This is a genomic window from Corallococcus sp. AB045 (genome assembly GCF_003668895.1).
Classification (GTDB): Bacteria; Myxococcota; Myxococcia; order Myxococcales; family Myxococcaceae; genus Corallococcus; species Corallococcus coralloides.
This window is the reverse complement of record NZ_RAWN01000181.1, coordinates 1-18,932: the sequence shown is the minus strand read 5'-3', so window position 1 is coordinate 18,932 and position 18,932 is coordinate 1. Positions and strand designations below refer to the sequence as shown.

The 18,932-nt window shown below is 69.8% G+C and carries 18 protein-coding genes; 12 read left to right on the top strand and 6 right to left on the bottom strand.

Annotated elements, in window-relative coordinates:
* The 4 genes from D7Y21_RS31995 to cysD form a co-directional block, all read right to left on the bottom strand.
* A partial coding sequence (locus D7Y21_RS31995) for an FHA domain-containing protein (RefSeq protein WP_121717652.1) occupies window positions 1-1,637 on the bottom strand: 1,637 nt, incomplete at its 3' end.
* Between the two features lie 58 nt (window positions 1,638-1,695).
* Complete coding sequence (cysC, locus tag D7Y21_RS31990; protein ID WP_120567998.1) at window positions 1,696-2,256, bottom strand: adenylyl-sulfate kinase; 561 nt, start codon at window positions 2,254-2,256, stop codon at window positions 1,696-1,698.
* Window positions 2,257-2,266: 10 nt separating this feature from the next.
* Entirely contained in the window at window positions 2,267-3,532 is a 1,266-nt protein-coding gene (locus tag D7Y21_RS31985) for a sulfate adenylyltransferase subunit 1 (RefSeq protein WP_120567999.1), read from the bottom strand.
* Window positions 3,532-4,437 (bottom strand): sulfate adenylyltransferase subunit CysD, encoded by a 906-nt coding sequence (cysD, locus tag D7Y21_RS31980; RefSeq protein WP_120568000.1) that lies wholly within the window; start codon window positions 4,435-4,437, stop codon window positions 3,532-3,534. The genes D7Y21_RS31985 and cysD overlap by 1 nt, the downstream gene beginning before the upstream one ends.
* A 235-nt stretch (window positions 4,438-4,672) precedes the next feature.
* Between cysD and D7Y21_RS31975 the strand changes: the two genes are divergently transcribed.
* Entirely contained in the window at window positions 4,673-5,449 is a 777-nt protein-coding gene (locus D7Y21_RS31975) for a thioesterase II family protein (RefSeq protein WP_120568001.1), read from the top strand.
* Here D7Y21_RS31975 and D7Y21_RS31970 read toward each other — a convergent pair.
* The gene (locus D7Y21_RS31970; RefSeq protein ID WP_121717650.1) at window positions 5,446-6,228 is read right to left on the bottom strand and encodes a 4'-phosphopantetheinyl transferase superfamily protein; all 783 of its coding nucleotides are present in this window, start codon (window positions 6,226-6,228) and stop codon (window positions 5,446-5,448) included. The two genes, D7Y21_RS31975 and D7Y21_RS31970, sit on opposite strands and share 4 nt — an antisense overlap.
* A 102-nt stretch (window positions 6,229-6,330) precedes the next feature.
* Between D7Y21_RS31970 and D7Y21_RS31965 the strand changes: the two genes are divergently transcribed.
* The 10 genes from D7Y21_RS31965 (at window position 6,331) to uraH (ending at window position 16,771) form a co-directional block, all read left to right on the top strand.
* The gene (locus tag D7Y21_RS31965; RefSeq protein WP_121717647.1) at window positions 6,331-7,518 is read left to right on the top strand and encodes a phosphatase domain-containing protein; all 1,188 of its coding nucleotides are present in this window, start codon (window positions 6,331-6,333) and stop codon (window positions 7,516-7,518) included.
* A gap of 194 nt (window positions 7,519-7,712) precedes the next feature.
* Window positions 7,713-8,960 carry a glycosyltransferase family 2 protein gene (locus tag D7Y21_RS31960; protein ID WP_120568004.1) on the top strand — a complete coding sequence of 416 codons (1,248 nt, stop codon included), beginning with the start codon at window positions 7,713-7,715 and terminating at the stop codon, window positions 8,958-8,960.
* Window positions 8,957-10,057, top strand: coding sequence for a hypothetical protein (locus tag D7Y21_RS43540; RefSeq protein ID WP_120568005.1), 1,101 nt, complete (start codon window positions 8,957-8,959; stop codon window positions 10,055-10,057). The genes D7Y21_RS31960 and D7Y21_RS43540 overlap by 4 nt, the downstream gene beginning before the upstream one ends.
* 32 nt (window positions 10,058-10,089) lie before the next feature.
* On the top strand, window positions 10,090-11,217 hold the full coding sequence (locus D7Y21_RS31950) for a hypothetical protein (RefSeq protein WP_120568006.1): 1,128 nt from the start codon (window positions 10,090-10,092) through the stop codon (window positions 11,215-11,217).
* A complete protein-coding gene (locus tag D7Y21_RS31945; protein ID WP_147469430.1) occupies window positions 11,214-11,999 on the top strand; it encodes a hypothetical protein in 786 nt (261 codons plus the stop codon). The genes D7Y21_RS31950 and D7Y21_RS31945 overlap by 4 nt, the downstream gene beginning before the upstream one ends.
* A gap of 87 nt (window positions 12,000-12,086) precedes the next feature.
* Window positions 12,087-13,529, top strand: coding sequence for an NAD(P)-binding domain-containing protein (locus tag D7Y21_RS31940; protein ID WP_121717643.1), 1,443 nt, complete (start codon window positions 12,087-12,089; stop codon window positions 13,527-13,529).
* Window positions 13,526-14,875: an allantoinase AllB gene (allB, locus tag D7Y21_RS31935; protein WP_121717641.1), complete on the top strand. Its 1,350-nt coding sequence runs from the start codon at window positions 13,526-13,528 to the stop codon at window positions 14,873-14,875. The genes D7Y21_RS31940 and allB overlap by 4 nt, the downstream gene beginning before the upstream one ends.
* A 26-nt stretch (window positions 14,876-14,901) precedes the next feature.
* On the top strand, window positions 14,902-15,924 hold the full coding sequence (gene alc / locus D7Y21_RS31930) for an allantoicase (RefSeq protein WP_120568010.1): 1,023 nt from the start codon (window positions 14,902-14,904) through the stop codon (window positions 15,922-15,924).
* Window positions 15,921-16,433, top strand: a complete 513-nt coding sequence (gene uraD, locus D7Y21_RS31925) for a 2-oxo-4-hydroxy-4-carboxy-5-ureidoimidazoline decarboxylase (RefSeq protein ID WP_121717639.1) — start codon at window positions 15,921-15,923, stop codon at window positions 16,431-16,433. The genes alc and uraD overlap by 4 nt, the downstream gene beginning before the upstream one ends.
* Window positions 16,430-16,771 (top strand): hydroxyisourate hydrolase, encoded by a 342-nt coding sequence (gene uraH / locus D7Y21_RS31920; protein ID WP_120568012.1) that lies wholly within the window; start codon window positions 16,430-16,432, stop codon window positions 16,769-16,771. The genes uraD and uraH overlap by 4 nt, the downstream gene beginning before the upstream one ends.
* Window positions 16,772-16,778: 7 nt before the next feature.
* On the opposite strand, the gene D7Y21_RS31915 is transcribed toward uraH, so the two are convergent.
* On the bottom strand, window positions 16,779-18,428 hold the full coding sequence (locus tag D7Y21_RS31915; protein WP_121717637.1) for a Rieske 2Fe-2S domain-containing protein: 1,650 nt from the start codon (window positions 18,426-18,428) through the stop codon (window positions 16,779-16,781).
* A gap of 323 nt (window positions 18,429-18,751) precedes the next feature.
* Here D7Y21_RS31915 and D7Y21_RS31910 point away from each other — a divergent pair.
* The coding region (locus D7Y21_RS31910) for a transposase (protein WP_233612357.1) at window positions 18,752-18,932 on the top strand (181 nt) is incomplete at its 3' end.

Genomic DNA, 18,932 nt, shown 5'->3' with positions numbered 1-18,932 from the left:
AGCCCCGTCCCCTGCCACGGCGGCTTCGTGGTGAAGAAGGGGTCGAAGATTCTTCCCGCACTCTCCGAGGGGACGCCCGGCCCGTTGTCGCGCAGCCGGACCTCCACCCCCTCCGGACGCGCGAAGGTGCGGACCTTGAGCACCGGCACGTACGTGGCCCCTTGCGTCTGCCGCTTCTGACGCATGGCGTAGAGCGCGTTGTCCACGACGTTGATGATGACGCGGCCCACGTCCGCGCGGCTCAGCTCCAGCTGTCCCACGGCCGGGTCGTACTCGGCATCCAGGCGGACGGTCAGGGGCTCGCCCCGCATGCCGCCCTGTCCCAGCGCGACGCTCTCCGCGACCAGCGCGTTCAGCTCCACCGGTTCGCGCGGACCGGGCGAGCGGCGCGCGTGCTGGAGCATGTTCTGGATGAGCGCGTCCGCGCGGCGGCCGTGCTCGTTGATCTTCCGCACGTTGGTGTGCAGGCACGCGAGCGCCTCATCCACGTCGCGCACGGAGTCCACTGTCAGCCGTTCGCGCTGCGGCTCCAGCACGCCGGCCAGGTCCTCCGTGAGGCCCACGGAGAGGCCGGCGAAGTTGCTGATGAAGTTGAGCGGGTTGCGCAGCTCGTGCGCCATGCCGCCCACCAGCGCCGCGAGCGAGGCCAGCTTCGCGTCCATGATGAGCTGCATGCGCTGCACCGTCTCCTGCTCGATGCGGCGGTAGAGCCGCGCGTTCTCCAGCGCGAGCGCCGCCTGCCCCGCGAACGCGACGAGGAACTCCAGGTCGTCCTCGGAGAAGCTCTTGGGCGTGGAGACGTTGTCCACGTAGAGCACGCCCAGCACCTCGTCGCGGGGCTTGAGCGGCACGCACATGGAGGCGCGGATGGAGCTGAAGATGACGGACTCCGAGGCGCCCAGGCGCGGATCATTCACCGCGTCGGAGAAGAGCGCCGCCACGCTCCGGCGCAGCACGAAGTCCACGATGTTCTGGCTGTAGATGGGCCCGCGCACGGCCGTGCCCTCGGCCGTCTTCGTCACGCGCGGCTCCAGCTTCCCGGTGTCCTCGTCCACCAGCAGGATGACGCCCCGCTCCACGTGGAGGATCTGGAACGCCAGGTCCAGCACCCTACCGGGCAGCGCCTCCAGGTCGTCCGTGACGGACAAGAGCTTCGCCACCTCCTGGAGGATGCGCATCCGCTCGCGGGCGCGCGTGGCCGTGCTGGGGGCCTCCACCTCGGACTTCTCCGAGCCGGACACCGCCTGCACCAGCGTCTTCAGCGGCACGCGGGTGAGCGCGCGCGTGAGCTGGGGGCGGGGTTCGTTGGAAGCTCCGGACGCCGAGCCGGGCGGGCCCGCGGGCACGGCCGGTGGCGCTTCGTGGGTGAGCAGGAAGACGAGCTCGCCCAGCGTCAGCGTGTCGCCGGGGCGCAGCTCCTTGCGGCGGATCTGCACGCCGTTGACGAACGTGCCGTTCTTGCTCTGCAGGTCGGTGACGAAGAAGCGCCCGTCGGAGGGTTCGATGCGGGCGTGCTGGCGCGACAGGCTGCGGTGGGGAATGCAGATGCCCTGGTCGTCCGCGCGGCCAATGGTGATGGGCGCGTCCCCCAGTGGGTAGGACAGCTCATCCGGCTGCCCTGGATTGTAGACGAGCATCGGCACGGCTTGAGACCCCCTCCCGGGTCCCAAGCCTAGCCGAAAAGCGATGGCCGGCTCAGGCGGCGCTCGCGGCCGGAGCCAGCAGCCCCCGGTCCCGCAGCGTGTCGAGGATGCGCTCCACCCCCGCATCCACCGTCTCCGCGTCGGAGCGGACGGTGATTTCCGGGGACTCGGGCGGCTCGTACGGGTCCGACACGCCGGTGAAGTGCGGAATCTCGCCGGCCAGGGCCTTCTTGTAGAGCCCCTTCACGTCGCGGGCGATGAGCGCGTCCAGGCTGGCCTGGACGTAGCACTCCAGGAACGGGATGCCGGCCTGGGTGGCCAGGGCGCGCACCTCGTCCCGGGAGCTCTTGTACGGCGAGATGGCGGCGGTGATGACACCCACCTCGTGCTTGGCCAGCACGCGCGCCACGTAGCCGATGCGCCGGACGTTCTCCTCGCGGTCCGCGCGGCTGAAGCCCAGGCCGCGGGAGAGGTACGTGCGCACCTCGTCCCCATCGAGCAGCTCCACGCGCTGCACGGGCGACAGCTGCCGTGCCACCGCGGTGGACAGCGTGCTCTTGCCCGCGCCGGACATGCCAGTGAACCAGAGGATGAAGCCCGGACGCTGTTGCATCACCACTCCCCTACCTGTCCACGGCGGGGCCGTTGATCATCCCCGCTCCCACGGTGGCGTTGGTGCCTTCGTCCACGAGGATGAAGCTGCCGGTGCTGCGGTTGCGCCGGTACTCGTCGAAGAAGAGCGGCACCGTCGTGCGCAGCGTCACCCGGCCCACCTCGTTGAGCTTCAAGCCGGAGCTCTGCTCGTCGCGGTGCAGGGTGTTGACGTCCAGCCGGTAGTGAAGGTTCTTCACCATGGCGCGCGCCATGCGGGTGGTGTGCTTGATGGCCAGCCGGGACCCGCTGTTGAGCTGCGCCGAGTCCGACAACCAGCACACCATCGCGTCGATGTCCTGGCTCGCGGTGGGCGGGTTGCCCGGACGGCACAGCATGTCGCCGCGGCTGATGTCCAGCTCCTCCTCCAGCGACACGTTCACCGACATGGGCGGGAACGCCTCCGTCAGCGGCTTGCCGGCCAGCTCCAGCGACTTGATGCGCGTGGTGAAGCCGGACGGCATCACCATCACCTCGTCGCCCGGGCGCATCACGCCGCCCAACAGCTGCCCGGAGTACGCGCGGTAGTCGTGGAACTTCTTCGCGGACGCCGGCCGGATGACACCCTGCACGGGGAAGCGCAGGTGGATGAGATCCCGGTCGGACGCGATGTGCACGTTCTCCAGGTGGTGCAGGAGCGTGGGCCCCTGGTACCAGGGCATCTTCTCCGAGCGCGTCACCACGTTGTCCCCGCCCAGCGCGGAGATGGGGATGAACGACAGGTCGGACACGTCCAGCTTCATGGAGAACTGGCGGAACTCCTCCCGGATGCGGTCGAACACGCCCTGGTCGTAGTCCACCAGGTCCATCTTGTTCACGCACAGCACCAGGTGCGGCACGCGCAAGAGCGACGCGATGAACGCGTGGCGCCGCGTCTGCTCCAGCACGCCCTTGCGCGCGTCCACCAGGATGAGCGCCAGGTCCGCCGTGGACGCGCCCGTCACCATGTTGCGCGTGTACTGCAGGTGTCCGGGCGTGTCCGCGATGATGAACTTGCGCTTCGCCGTGGAGAAGTAGCGGTACGCCACGTCGATGGTGATGCCCTGCTCGCGCTCGGCCTTCAGGCCGTCCAGCAGCAGCGCCAGGTTGACGTACTCGTCGCCCCGGGCGTGGCTCGTGCGCTCCACCGCGGCGAGCTGGTCCTCGAGGATGGACTTCGTGTCGTACAACAGCCGCCCGATGAGGGTGCTCTTGCCGTCATCCACGGAGCCCGCGGTCGCGAATCTCAGCAGTTCCACTAGAAGTATCCCTCGCGCTTGCGGTCTTCCATCGCCGTCTCAGAGAACTTGTCGTCCGCGCGGCTGGCGCCACGCTCCGTCACGCGGGAGGCCGTCACCTCATCGATGACCTGCTCCACGGTGGACGCGGTGGACGGCACGCACGCGGTGCACGTCATGTCGCCCACGGTGCGGAAGCGCACCGTCTCCGTCGTCACCGTCTCGCCGGACATCATGGACATGAAGGGCGACCAGGCCATCAGCATGCCGTCCCGGCGGAACACCTCGCGCCGGTGCGTGTAGTAGATGGACGGCAGCGCCACGTTCTCCCGGCCGATGTACTGCCAGATGTCCAGCTCGGTCCAGTTGGACAGGGGGAAGACGCGCAGGTGCTCACCGCGGCGGTGGCGGCCGTTGTAGAGCGCCCACAGCTCCGGCCGCTGGTTCTTTGGATCCCACTGGCCGAACTCGTCGCGGAAGGAATACACGCGCTCCTTCGCGCGGGCCTTCTCCTCGTCGCGCCGGGCGCCGCCGAAGACGGCGTTGAAGCCGTTCTTCTCGATGGCCTCCAGGAGCGGCTGCGTCTGCAGGCGGTTGCGGGACGCGCGAGGACCCTTCTCCTCCGTGACCTTGCCCGCGTCGATGGCCTCCTGCACGGACGCGACGATGAGCCGCGCGCCCAGCTCCGCCACCCGTTCATCGCGATACTGGATGACCTCCGGGAAGTTGTGCCCCGTGTCCACGTGCATCAGCGGAAACGGCAGCGGTGCGGGCCAGAAGGCCTTCACCGCCAGGTGCAACATCACCGCGGAGTCCTTCCCACCGGAGAAGAGCAGCACCGGCCGGTCCAGCTCCGCCGCGACTTCCCGGATGATGAAGATGGACTCGGCTTCCAGCGCCTCAAGATGTGAAAGCTCGTAGCTCACGGACAGGCAAGCTACCACAACCCGTCCCACGCCCAACCGTGGCCTTGAAGGTTTCCGCTTCCGCGAGTGTGAGACACGGCGGATGTGACATGCCGGAGGGGGCGGTGAAACATGGCCGGAGGACCTGCTGGGAGGGATGTTTCATGGCCCCACTCCGGGTGCGTGCCACGAGCTCCCACGCGCCGTGCGGGAGGGGATTTTCGCGCGGGGGGCGCATGGTATAGACGGCCGCGCCATGGCAAGCGCATCCCCTCCCGTCCTCGACCGTTGGTTCCCGTCCCGCAAGCCGCTTCCGGAGCCGCGCCTGCGCCTGTTCTGCCTGCCCTTCGCCGGCGGGAGCGCGGCCATCTACCAGCCCTGGAGCATGGCGCTGCCCACGGGCGTGGAGCTGTGCGCGGTGCAGCTGCCCGGGCGCGAGCGGCGCCTGATGGAGCCGGCGATGAAGTCCCTGCCGGAGCTGATGGACGTGCTGATGCCGGCGCTGACGCCGCTGATGGACCGGCCCTTCGCGCTGTTCGGATACAGCATGGGGGCGCGCATCGGCCTGGAGGTGGCCCGGACGCTGAAGCGCCAGGGCGGCCCGAAGCCGCTGGGCTTCATCGCCGCGGCGGCGCCTCCGCCGTCGCACAACGACCGGGAGCCCATCCACACGCTGGATGATCCGGGCTTCATCGCGAAGCTGCGCGAGTACGATGGCACGCCGGAGGAGGTCCTCCAGCACAAGGAGCTGCTGGAGCTCATCCTCCCCACGCTGCGCGCGGACTTCTCGCTGGCCTGGTCGGAGAACGGCAAGGACACGGCCCCGCTGGACATCCCGCTGTCCGTGTACGCGGGCAAGGCGGACAAGCACGTGGGCCTGGACGTGATGGAGCACTGGCGCGCGGAGTCCACCGCCGACGTGCGCCTCCGCCACTTCGAGGGCGGCCACTTCTTCATCCGCACGCACGGGCCGCCGGTGCTCGCCGCCGTGCGCGAGGACCTGACGCGCTGGATGACGGCCGCGCAGGGTTAGGCCGTCTTGATGACCGGGGACATGTCCCCGGACAGCGGCACGGTGTGCTGCCAGCGCACCGTGAACGCCTCGCCCCGGGGCCTGCGGAAGGCCACCGCCGCCTGGTGCCGGGCGGACGGCTTGTGCTGCATGAACTGCCACACGTCCGGAAGGTCGTTCATCCGCGGGTCGAAGCGGATGCCGGGCATCTGCCCCGGCACCAGGTCGAAGCCGAACTGATCCAACGGCAGGGACAGGCCCGCGCCGCGCGCCTTGATGTAGGCCTCCTTCAGCGTCCAGTACTCGAAGAAGCGCTCGCGCTGGCGCTCCTTGGGCAGCGAGCGCAGGGCCTGCACCTCGGTCTTCGCGAAGTAGTGGTCGGCGATCTCCACCGTCTCGCCGGGCCGCTCCGCGTCCTCGATGTCCGCGCCCAGGTCCACGTCGCGGCCCACCGCGACCAGCGCCATGCCGTCCGTATGGCTCAGGTTGAAGCGCAGCCACTGGCCCTCGGGGCCCACGATGGCGGGGCGGCCGTACTCGTTGGGGACGAAGCGCCAGGCCTCCGGCGCGACGGGCGCGTAGCGCGACAGGGTCAGCCGCACCAGCGCGTGGGACACCAGGTACTGCCGCTGGTGCCGCTCGAAGTGGAAGCGCCGCTGCCGCTCGCGCTCGCTGGGATCCAACAGGGCCTTGTAGGTCTCCAGGAGGCGCGGGTCGTCGATGCGCTCGGGTTCGACGATCCACACGTGGACCTCGTCGGGGCGCAGGTCGAGGGGCGTGGAGGAAGAGGACACCGTCATGTCGCGCAGGCAATCAGGAACCGCCGCGCCTGTCACGGGGGCTGGTCCGGCCGCTCGGCGGGCGCGTAGGCTTCGCGGCCCCAAGCCCAGGGAGAGACACGCATGGACCTGACCACCGCGACGACGAAGCTCCAGGCGCTGCGCCGGGACATGACGGGCCACACGGACCGGAACGACGAACGCCGCATCCTGGACCTGCTGGGAGGCGCCACCGGCGAGGAGCTGAACTTCCTCCTGTCCAACGTGGACCTGGTGCGCCTGCTGTCGGACCTGGATGACCGGCGGGTGGGCCCGGACCATCACACGGAGCTGCTGGACCTCCTGTGCACGCGCCGGGCGGCGGAGCTGTCCCTGCCGGTGCGCGCGTCGCTGGCCACCGCGCTCCAGAAGGGCGCCACGCACGCACAGGCGGAAGCGCGGCTGCGCGACCTGTTCCTGGGGCTGAAGGGCCGCGAGCTGACCGGGTTCAAGAACCTGCTGGAGGCGGGCGGCGAGTACCACGACCTGCACAAGCTGGTGTTCGACGACGTGGACGACGTGGCGGTGCGCGCGGAGCTGCTCACCCACTTCCAGCGCGAGGCGGACGCCTTCCCCAGCGGCGAGAACAAGGTCCTGAGCGACATCGACGACACGTTCTTCGCCAACTGGGTGGACAAGCGCTACCCGCCGAAGACGGTGTACCCGGGCGTGCTCGCGTTCTACCAGGAGCTGGACCGGGGGCCGGGCATCATCCCGGGCCGCGCGGGCGACCTCGTCTTCGTGAGCGCGCGCCCGCAGGATCCGCTGGGCCTCATCGAGAACGCGACGCTGGACTCGCTGAGCAAGCGCGGCGTGCCGCTGGCGGTGATGCTCTCCGGCAGCTTCTTCTACCTCGTGGGCAACACGCGCATCGCGCAGAAGAAGTTCGAGAACTTCGAACAGTACGCGCGCCTCTTCCCTGAGTACGGCTTCGTCTTCGTGGGCGACAGCGGCCAGGGCGACGTGGAGTTCGGCGCCCGCATGCGCGAGTCCCTGCCCCAGGCCGTGCGCGCCGTGTTCATCCACGACGTGGTGGCGACGCCGCAGGAGCAGCGCGACAGCTGGCGCGCGAAGCACGTCTTCTTCTTCGACACGTACGTGGGCGCGGCGGTGGACGCGTTCCACGCGGGCGTCATCTCCCGGGACGGCGTGGACCGCATCGCCGCCGCGGCGACCGAATCGCTGGCGGCCATCTCCTTCCCCACCCCGGCCCTGCGCCAGGCGCGGGAGGCGGAGCTGGAGCGCGACCTGGAGCGGATGCGGACGCTCTGAGCCCTCGCTGAAGGCCCGCGCCGCCCGGTTTCCATCACCGGGCGGCCCACCGGTCCCGGACAGTTGGCGGGACGTACGAGGCGCCCCAACCTTCCGTGCGCTTCACAGGGGTGGAGCGGCCGTCTGGGGACGGAAGGAAGGGCTCCGGGAGGTTCCCGGGGCCCTTCCGGGGCGTGAGGGGGCGCGCGGGACCGATGGAACTGTTTCCCATCCATTTGCTGTTCATCGTCGTCTTGATGAACCGCTACATCCTTGGCCCGTTCCTGCGGCGGCTGAAGGGGCGGCGGTTCGAACGGGTGGACGACTCCTACCGCCCGAAGGTCGCCATCGTCGTTCCGCTGTTCAACGAAGGCCAGGGCATCTACCACACGGTCAAGGCGCTGCTGGCCCAGGACTATCCGCACGAGCTGCTGGAGATCATCGTCGTGGATGACTGCTCGCGCGACGACAGCGTCGCGTGGGCCACCAAGGCCGCGGAGGGCCACCCCAACGTCCGGGTGATGCGCAACCCGGAGAACATGGGCAAGCGCAAGGGCATCAACCGGGGCGTCCGCGCCGCGGAGGACGCGGAGATCATCGTCTCCGTGGACTCGGACGTGGTGGTGGAGAAGAGCGCCGTGCGCCAGCTCATCCGCCGCTTCGTGCACCCGAATGTCGCCGCGGTGGGCGGGCGCACCTTCGTCATCAACCGTCACCAGAACTGGCTGACGCGGATGATCGAAATCAAGTTCCACTTCGCCCAGAAGTGGCTGAAGGACCTGGAGCGCTCGTTCCGCCAGGTGATGTGCCTGTCCGGTTGCCTGACGGCGTATCGCCGTTCAGTGCTGATGGAGCTGGAGCCCATCCTGGAGTCGCGCGCCATCGCGGGCATCCCCATCAAGTACGGCGAGGACCGCTTCCTCACGCGGCAGATCGTCAAGCACGACTACGAGACGGTCTACACGCTGGACGCGTTCTGCTTCACCGCCGCGCCCTCCACGCTCGCGGGCTACTTCAGCCAGCAGCTGCGCTGGCGGCGCTCCAACCTGGTGGACCTCATCTGCGGCCTGTCGCACGCGTGGCGGCTGCACCCGGTCATCACCGTGCACTACGTGTCGCAGCTGGCGCTGCTGCTGTCGTACCCGGTGGTCATCATCCACAACCTGCTCAACGGAGAGTTCTGGGACATCCTCGCGTTCCACTTCCTGGTGATTGGCCTGTTGGGCTTCATCTACCGGATGGAGACGCGCTACCTGCCGGAGGACCGGCGCGTGCACCCCGTGAGCTTCCTGCCCATGGCGCTGCTCATGCCGGTGACGTACGCGCTCTTCACGCCGCTGGCGCTGCTGACGCTCGACTCCGGGAGCTGGGAGACGCGCGGCAGCCCCACGACGGCGCCAGAGCCCTCCCCCGCTCCCGCGAAGCTCACGTCCAACTCCGCAGGAGAAGGAACCCCGTCATGAACCAGCAGGTCGCCAACCGGATCAACTCCATCGCGGTGTCCGCCTACAAGTTCATGGGGTCGGTGCTGCTGGCGCTGATCCTCCTGGGCCTGATGTCGTTCCTCGTGGTGCAGGGCTTCTTCCTGGCGAGCAACAGCTGGGCCGCGCCCACCATCCTGTCACCCACCGACCCCAACGTGCTGGCGCTCAACGCACAGGCGGCGCAGCAGGAGTCGGAGCGGGACGGGCTGAGGGCCCGGCGGCGCGAAGCGGCGGACCGGCTCCTGGAGGCCGAGCGGACCGTGACCGCGGAGCGGTCCTTCCAGCAGCGCTTCGTGGTGGCGCTGAAGGGAGAGAAGCGCGCCCGCGACCGGCTGGCGAAGCGGCTGTCCACGCTGCGCCAGGAGTACCTGCGCACGGGCGAGGAGATCGCCGAGTCCAACCGCGCGTTCAGCGGCCTGGCCCGCACGCGGACGAACGCGCTCTACGGCGCGAAGCTGATGGAGCGCGAGGACGTGCTCACCACCAACCACCACCTGGCGCAGATGGCGCAGAGCAACCTGTCCCTGGCGCAGGAGACGGTGAACCTGGACATGCGCCTGGACACGCTCCGGCGCGAGCGTGAAGGGCTCACCGCCGCGGAGAACGGCCTGGGCCGCGACGCCGCCGCCGAGGGCCTGACGACGGACACGCTGCTCCTGGAGCGTGAATACACGCAGTCGGTGCTGGCGCTGGCCCGGGCGGACGCGCAGCGCAAGAGCCTGGAGGCGGACGTGCTCGCGCTGGACGACCGCATCCGCCGCTTCGACCACCTGCTCCAGGTGGTGCACGGCTCGCCGTACCTGAAGGCGCTGGAGCAGAACCTCAACGTGGCCTTCGTGCCCTACGAGAACCTGCCCAACGCCCAGGCCGGCACCCCGCTCTACACCTGCGCGCTCAAGATTTTCTGGTGCCGCGAGGTGGGCGTGGTGGGGCCCGTGCTGGAGGGTGAGATCTCCCAGCAGCACCCCATCCGCCAGTACCACTTGAGAGGCGTGATGGTGGAGCTCCAGCTTCGGGATGCGCCGAGCGCGCGAGAGCCTCTGCTTCACCTGGGCCATCCCCCGTTGATGCTGTGAGCCCCGTCGTGAAATCGGAAAGGAAGCGGAGGATGCGGACGAGCCTCGCGAGGGGAGCCCTGCTGGGGCTCGGGTTGTGGGCGGGCGTGGCGCCGGCGGAAGAAGTGGGGACGGTGCGGGCCCGGGGAGACCTCGCGAAGGGCTACTGCGAACGCGTGCGCGGCACCGCGAAGGCGGAGGCCGTACTGGAGCTGGCGCCGGAGGTGTTCGCCAGCGTGGGCGCGGTGAACGCGGGCGACGCGGTGGGAGGCTCGGACGACACGCCCCTGGGTTCTCCCAAGCTGCGCGTCACCGCGGGGCTGGGCTACGACTTCGTGGGCCTGTACCGGGGCCACACGCTGCGCTCGCGCGCGGAGGCCGAGTGCCGCCGCTACCAGGCGCTCGCCGCGCTCCAGAGCGCCGTGGAGCAGGGCTCGCGGTTGGGAGAGGCGGCGGCGCTGGACGCACGCGCCCGGGCGCTGGCCACCTCCCTGCCCCGCGCGGAGGAGCTGGTGGCCCAGCTGCGCGACGACCTGCGCGACGGCGGCGCCACGCTGGAGGAGCTCAACGCGGTGCAGGTGCGGTTGGATCACCTGCGCTCGCTCGCGCGCGACACCGCCCAGGCCCGCGAACGACTGGCGCTCGAACCCGCACTCCCGGAAGGGCAGACCCTGGGCGCGCTGCTCAGCGCCTTCGAGTCCGCGGATGATCAGGTCGAGGTCCTGTCCGGCGGCCTGCGCACAGCGGGCGCGTGGCGCCTGAGCGTGCGCGGCGGCTACGACGAGGTCTTCGACGTGGACCAGAACACGCCCCTCTTCGGCCAGCTCACGCTGGGCTACAACCTGGGCCAGCTGTGGCAGGGCCAGGCCAACGCCCAGGCTCGCGAGGGCCGCCGCCTGGAGTCGCGCGACGCGGTGGACGGAGCGCCCCGGCGGGTGCGCCAGCTCCTGGGCGAACTGCGCATCACCGAGCAGAGCGAGCAGCAGCGGCTGGGCGAGGTGTCCGCGCTGGTGTCCGACCTCCAGGGACAGCTGCGCGAGGTGGAGCAATTGCAGACGCGGCAGGTGCGCCGCTTCCGGGACTACCTGCTGCTGGAGCTGGCGCGACTCCAGGCGGAGCAGGCCTACCTGGGCGCGCATCTGGAGACCCTCCGGGCGCTCCTGGGAGGAAAGGGCTCATGAGCGATGCACGGCAGCGGCGGTGGGTGGCGCTCGGGACGTCTGGCGTATTGATGCTGTGGGCGGGCGGACTGCTCCTGAGCCACGGCGCCTGCAACAGCGCGAGGAAGCCCATGGAATCCCCCGTGTCCTCCAGCAAGCGCGCGCTGCGCGCCGACCCTCCGCCAACGAAGAACGGACTGGCCCCCGTCACACGGCGGCAGCTGCACGTCACCGAAGGCCAGGTCGTGAACCTCCAGGAGGAGGACGAACAGGACGGGACGCACTTCGCCATCGAGGGGCCGCGCCAGCGCGCGGTCGTCCCGGAGACGACGGGGGACGAGGCGGAGCTGCGCTTCACCTGGCTGGGCGCCACCAGCGAGGTGGTTCCGCTGGCGTCGGGCCAGCAGCGCGAACAGGTGGGCCTCAAGCTGCGCGCCCGGGACGGCTGCAACCTCATCTACGCCATGTGGCGCATCGCCCCCTCCGCGGGCATCGTGGTCCAGTTCAAGTCCAACCCGGACGACCACGAGAGCGGCGAGTGCGGCAACGCGGGCTACTCCACCGTGCCGCCGCGCTTCATGGAGCCGTTGGAGCGGCTGTCCCCCGGTGAAGCCCACGTGCTGCGCGCCCGCATCGACGCGAACGTGCTGACCGTGTACGCGGACGGCCTGCGCGTCTGGGAGGGATTGCTGCCCGCGGACGCGCTCCGCCTGGAAGGCCCCGCTGGGATGCGCACGGACAACGCGCGCGTGCGCTTCGAGTTGCTCGTGCCCCAGGCGGCCGGCCCCACCTCGCACCTCTGAGGCGGCCGTCCGGAACCGGCCCGACGGGGCGAATGCCTGGGGGGCCCCCTTGCATGGAAGATCCGGGCATGGGTTGCTTGAGGCACGATGCCCGACCGCGACCCGCTGGCCTCGACGTATCGTCCACCGCAGGGCCTGGAGGCGTTGGAAGACGCCCTCCGCCGCGACCTGGACATCCTGTCGTACCCCGCCCGCAGCTGGGTGCCGCCGCGCTTCACGCCAGACGGACGTCCCATCCTGGACGTGCTCATCGTGGGCGGAGGACAGAGCGGGCTGGGCGCCGCGTTCGGGCTGATGCGCGAGCGCGTGACGAACCTGTTGGTTCTGGACGACGGCAGGGACGGCTTCCACGGGCCCTGGAAGACGTTCGCGCGGATGATCACCCTGCGCACGCCCAAGTACCTCACCGGTCCGGACTACAACATCCCCAACCTCTCCTTCCGCGCCTGGTACGAAGCGCAGCACGGCGTGGAGGGCTTCCAGCAGGTGGCCCTCATCCCGAAGGAGCTGTGGGCGGACTACCTCCTCTGGTACCGGCGCGTGCTGGGCATCCCGGTGAAGTGCGGCACCAAGGCGGGCGCGCTGAGCTGGCGCAAGGACCTGGACTGCTTCGAGGTCCCCGCCGCGCACAACGGCGAGACGGAGTTCCTCCTCGCGCGCAAGGTGGTGCTGGCCACCGGCATCGACGGCTCCGGCCGCTGGGAGGCGCCGCCGGAGGTGCAGCCGCTGCCGCGCGCGCTGTGGGCGCACACGCATGACCCCATCGACTTCGCCGCGCTGAAGGGCAAGCGCGTGGGCGTGCTGGGCGCGGGGGCCTCCGCGTTCGACAACGCCTCCGTGGCGCTGGAGTCGGGCGTGGGCCAGGTGGACCTGTTCTACCGCCGCAAGAAGCTGCCCAACGTGAACCCCTACCGCTGGGCGGAGTTCGCGGGCTTCCTGCGCCACCACGGCGACCTGCCGGACGCGCAGCGCTGGCGCTTCATCCGGCAGATCATCGACATGGGCCAACTGCCGCCGCGCGACACCTTCGAGCGCGCCCGCCGCCACCCGCACTTCCACCTGCACGCGGAGAGCCCCTGGGTGGAGGTGAAGGCGCAGGACGGTCAGGCCGTGGTGCGCACGCCGCACGCGACACACGCGTTCGACTTCCTCATCATCGCGTCCGGCTTCACCACGGACCTGTCGCTGCGGCCGGAGCTTCAGGAGCTGCACCCGCACATCGCGCTGTGGAAGGACCGCTTCACTCCGCCGGAGAACGAACGGCACGCGGACCTGCTGCGCCACCCGTACCTGGGCCCCTCCTTCGAGTTCCAGGAGAAGCAGCCCGGCACCGCGCCATGGCTGGGCGGCGTGTTCAACTACACCTTCGGGTGCCTGCTCTCGCTGGGCTTCGGCGGCGCCAGCATCTCCGGCATGAAGTACAGCCTGCCCCGCCTGGTGGGCGGCATCACGAAACAGCTCTACCTGGATGACAGCGAGCGCCACTTCCGCGCGCTCGCGGATTACGCGACGACGGAGTTCGAGACGTGAGTGCTTCTGGTGTGACGGTGTTTCGCGGTGAGCGCGTGGTGACGCCCGAAGGCACGCGCGCCGCGGCGGTGGTGGTGCGCGACGGGCGCATCGAAGGCATCCACGCGACGGTGGACGTGCCAAAGGACGCGCAGGTGGTGGAGCTGGGCCGGGACGCGCTCTTGCCCGGCATCGTGGACAGCCACGCGCACATCAACGAGCCCGGCCGCACGGACTGGGAGGGCTTCGCCACGGCGACGGCGGCGGCGGCGGCGGGCGGCATCACCACCGTGGTGGACATGCCGCTCAACTCCATCCCCGCGACCACGTCCCTGGCCGCGCTGCGCACCAAGGCGGAGGCCGCGTCCGGCCAGTGCGCCATCGACTACGGCCTGTGGGGCGGCGTCATCCCCGGCAACGCCAACGAGCTCCAGGCGATGGTCGACGCGGGCACGCCGGGCTTCAAGTGCTTCCTCGTGCACTCGGGCGTGGATGAGTTCCCCGCCGCCACGCGCGAGGTGCTGGACGCGGCCATGCCCATCCTCGCGAAGGCGGGCGTGCCGCTGCTGGTCCACGCGGAGCTGACGGACCATGAGCCGCCCTTCGCGGGCGACGTGCGCGCGTACGCCAGCTATCTCGCGTCACGTCCGGCCGCGTGGGAGGTGGACGCCATCCGGATGATGATCGACCTGTGCCGCGAGCACCGCGGCCCTGTGCACATCGTCCACCTGTCCGCGGCGGACGCGCTGGACGACATCGCGAAGGCGAAGGCGGAGGGGCTGCCCTTCACGGTGGAGACGTGCCCGCACTACCTCACCTTCACGTCGGAGGAGATTGAAGCCGGCGCCACCCACTTCAAGTGCGCCCCGCCCATCCGCGAGGCGGCCAACCGCGAGCGGCTGTGGGACGCGGTGAAGAGCGGCCTCATCGACCTGGTGGTGTCGGACCACTCGCCCTGCACGCCCGCGCTCAAGAAGCTGGAGGCCGGGGACTTCTCCGGCGCGTGGGGCGGCATCGCCGGGTTGCAGCTCAGCGTGTCCGCGGTGTGGACGGGCATGCGCGCGCACGGCCTGGGCCTGGACGCGCTGGTGGAGCGCATGGCGCACCGCACCGCGAAGCTGGCCGGATTGTCGGGGCGCAAAGGAGCCATCCGGCCGGGGCTGGACGCGGACTTCGTCGTCTTCGCCCCGGAGGCGCGCTTCAAGGTGGCGCCGGAGGACATCCGCCACCGGCACCGGCTGACGCCCTACGCCGGTCGCGAGCTGGAAGGCCGGGTGATGAGGACATACCTGCGCGGCCAGCGTATCTTCGACGCCACCGAGGGACTGACGGGCCCGCGCATCGGCCAGTGGCTGCCGCGCGGCTAGCCCCGGCGGTCCGGGAGAGGAAACCGATGCAAGCAGAAGCCCCCGGGGCGATGCACGTCGCCTTCGCAGACTTGATTGATCTCGCCGCACGCAAGGTGGGCGGCAAGGCCCTGCTGGCCAACGACGAGTTCTTCGCGCCCAAGGAGTCGATGCTGGAGCCCGGGCGCGGCGTCTTTATCGCGGACAAGTACACGGAGCGCGGCAAGTGGATGGACGGCTGGGAGACGCGCCGCAAGCGCGTGCCCGGCTACGACTGGTGCATCGTGAAGCTGGGCCTGCCCGGCGCCATCCACGGCATCGACGTGGACACCAACCACTTCCTCGGCAACTTCCCCGAGTACGCCTCCCTGGAGGCGTGCGAGGTGGACGGAGACCCGTCGCCGGAGTCGCTGGCGGAGGACGTGTCGCGCTGGACGGAGCTGGTCCCCAAGCAGCGCCTGCGCGGCGGTTCGCGCAACCTCTTCGCGGTGGCGAACGAGCGGCGCTTCACGCACGTGCGCCTCAACATCTACCCGGACGGCGGCGTCGCGCGCCTGCGCGTGCACGGGCAGGTGCTGCCGGACTGGCACGCCCTCAAGAAGGCGGGGCTGGTGGACCTGGCGGCGGCGGCCAACGGCGGCTCCGTCGTCACGTGCAACGATCAGTTCTTCGGCACGAAGGACAACCTCATCTTCCCGGGCCGCGCGGCGAACATGGGCGAGGGCTGGGAGACGCGCCGCAAGCGCGTGCCGGGCTTCGACTGGATCGTCGTGAAGCTGGCCACGGCGGGCACGCTGCGCCGCGCGGAGGTGGACACCCACTACTTCAAGGGCAACTTCCCGGACCGCTGCTCGCTGGAGGGCATCCACCTGGAGGAGCCGCTCCTGGACTTCGCCAACGCGACGCACCTCCAGTGGAAGGAGCTGCTGCCGCAGTCGAAGCTCCAGGCGGACCACTGCCACGTCTTCGAGAAGGAGCTGAAGGACGTGGGCCCCATCACCCACGTGCGCCTCAACATCTTCCCGGACGGCGGCGTCAGCCGGCTGCGCCTCTTCGGGGAGCCGGCGTGACGACGCCGCTGGAGCGCCTGAACACCGCCACGACGCAGGAGGCCACCGAGGCCTTCACCCGTTGCTGTGGCAGCACGAAGTGGGTCCAGCGGATGCTGGCCGTCCGCCCGTTCCGGGACGCGGAGCACCTGTACGCGGAGGCCGTGGACGCCTGGGCGCGCACGGGGCCGGAGGACTGGAAGGAGGCCTTCACGCACCACCCGCGCATCGGCGACGTGTCGAAGCTGCGGGAGAAGTTCGCCTCCACCGCGCAGTGGTCGTCGCAGGAGCAGAAGGGCGTGGCCGGCGCGAACGAAGGCGTGTTGCAGGCGCTGGCCCAGGGCAACCGGGACTACGAGTCCCGCTACGGCTTCATCTTCCTCATCTGCGCCACCGGCAAGAGCGCCGCGGAGATGCTGGAGCTGCTCCAGGACCGCATGCACAACACCCCGGAAGCGGAGCTGAAGATCGCGGCCGGGGAGCAGGCGAAGATCACCCGCATCCGACTGGAGAAGCTCCTCGCGTCATGAGCACCCTCAGCACGCATGTCCTGGACACGAGCACGGGCCGTCCCGCGGAGGGACTCTCCCTCACGCTGGAGGCCCGCTCGGGCGAAGAGTTCCGGGAGCTGTCCCGGGGCGTCACCAACGCGGACGGACGGGTGAAGGACCTGTCGGGCGCGAACACGAAGCTTCAGCCCGGCGTGTACCGCCTCACCTTCGACACCGGGGCCTGGTTCCAGGCCCGGGGGCAGCGGGGCTTCTACCCGTACGTGCAGGTCGTGTTCGAGGTCACGGCGACCGACGAGCACTACCACGTCCCGCTGCTCTTGAGCCCCTTCGGCTTCTCCACCTACCGGGGCAGCTGAAGAAGCATCAGACGCGCGGCGGTTCGACGGGCGCCTTGTCCACGACGGGCGCCTTGTCCGCCGCCGGGGCCTTGTCTCCGCCGCGCTCCACCTTCTCCGGCTTGTCCGCGACGGGCTCCGCGCAGAGCGTGGAGTTGTTCGACTTGCACACGCCGCCGTTCTGCAGGTCGAACTGCCAGCGGTGGCGCGGGCACACCACGTAGCGGCCCTCCTCCACCCAGCCCTCCGACAGGTCCGCGCCCTGGTGCGGGCAGAAGCGCTGGATGGTGAAGCGCTTGCCGCCGGCCTCCACCACGGTGCGCTCCTTCTGGGCCTCCGTGGCGCGGATGCCGTCGCAGAACTCGCGGATGTCCTCCACCTCCACGCCCAGGAAGCCGTGCAGCACGGGCTCGTAGACGTCCGGGTTGCGGGACAGGCGCAGGCGGAAGGACAAGAGGAAGTCCTCCCAGTTCAGCTTCCGGTCCAGCACGCGCACGATGTCGCTCGCGCTCACCTTCATCGCGTAGCGGCTCTTGTCGCGCATCTCCGTCACTTCATCCACGCGGCGGCCCTTGAAGTCCACGCGCAACAGCCGCGTGGGCGCCTCCGTCAGCTCCACGTAGAACGGCATGCCCACGCGGTCGTGCAGATCCAACAGGTCCAGCTTGCGCTGCAGCTCCACGCGCAGGCGGCCGTGGATTTCATCCACCTCCTCGCGCATCAGGTTGCGGCGGCGCTCGCGGAAGACGTGGGCCATGTCCTTCGCGTACGTGTGGAGGTACTCCTGGAAGTTCTCCGTCGTCACGCGCTCCGGCACCTGGGACACGAACTCCAGCGGGCCCGCGTCCAGCACGTCCCCGGGCATGGGCTCCAGGTAGCGCGTGGGCAGCGTGGGCAGGCGCTTCTCCAGGTAGGAGAAGAGCACGGGCGCGCGCGGGAAGATGCTCACGTCCTGGAAGTTCAGGCTGAAGAGCTCCGGATCCAGGAACGCCGCCGGGCCCGCCGCCGCGATGTACGCGCGGGGCTGCACCACTTCCAACGCGCGCGCCACCGCCTCGAACTTGCTGTCGCGCTTCTTCAGGCTGATGGCCGAGTACGTCTCCCTCGGGTACTCGTAACAGGTGGGGTGCCAGATGGCGCCGGAGAACTGGGCGGAGAAGACGTCGATGGGCCCTTCCTCCGCGATGACGCGCGCCAGCCGATCATGCATCTTGCAGTCGTTGATGTTGAGGAAGCACTGCCCGTCACCGCGCACCATCACGCTGGAGTCGCGGTTGGTGCCCTGCTCGGACACGAAGAGCTTGATGTAGCCGCCCTTGATGGGAATCTCGCGCGAGTCCTCGCACGCGATGACGCGCTTGCAGCCGTACTTCTCGAAGATGTCCCGCAGCTCCGCGCGGCGGAACTTGGGCACCAGCACCGTGAAGTCCCGCTTCGCGATGGTGGCCAGGAACTCCGGGTCGAAGTGATCCTTGTGCTCGTGGCTGATGTAGAGGAAGCGCTCCTTGCCCGGCGTCTCCAGCAGCTCACGCACGCGCGGCGCCAGGTGGTGGTTGCGCGGCAGCTGCATCCACGCGGAGTCGAAGGCCCCCTGGGGCGTCAGCCACGGATCCATGACGACGAGCGCTCCGGCGGTCTCCACCGCGAAGCCCGCATGACCCAGGAAGGTGATCCGCATGAACGTCGTCCCTCGTGTGGAGGGCCCGGCCGGGAGGACCGCGCCCTGGAGTGGCTGTGTACGCGGGCGGCTCGTGGCCCCGGCGTCAGCTAGGCTGCGAAGCTAGGGCGTCTCTTTCCAGCGGCACCCCGGCGCGCCCCTCCTGTCGGAAAGGCCACGCACGTCGCGTCAGGCGGCGAACAAAAAAAGAGGGAGGCCCGCGCGGGGCCCCCCTCTCCTGCTGCCTTCAGGACATGCGGCGTGCGGCCCGCCTAGGGCTGGATCTCCTCCGCCCCAGGATTTCTTGAGACACCTCTCTGGGGGAATAACCTCCCCCGTGTGAGGTGGATGTGAAGAAGCAGCAGAAGCAGGACAGGACGTCGGAGCGCGGTCGGTTTTCGGCGAAGCGCAAGAAGGAGGCGGTGCTCCGGTTGCTCAAGGGCGAGGAACTCGACGCCCTGTCGCGGGAGCTGGGCGTCACGGCGGCCTTGCTGAGTGAGTGGCGGGAGAAGTTCCTGGCTGGGG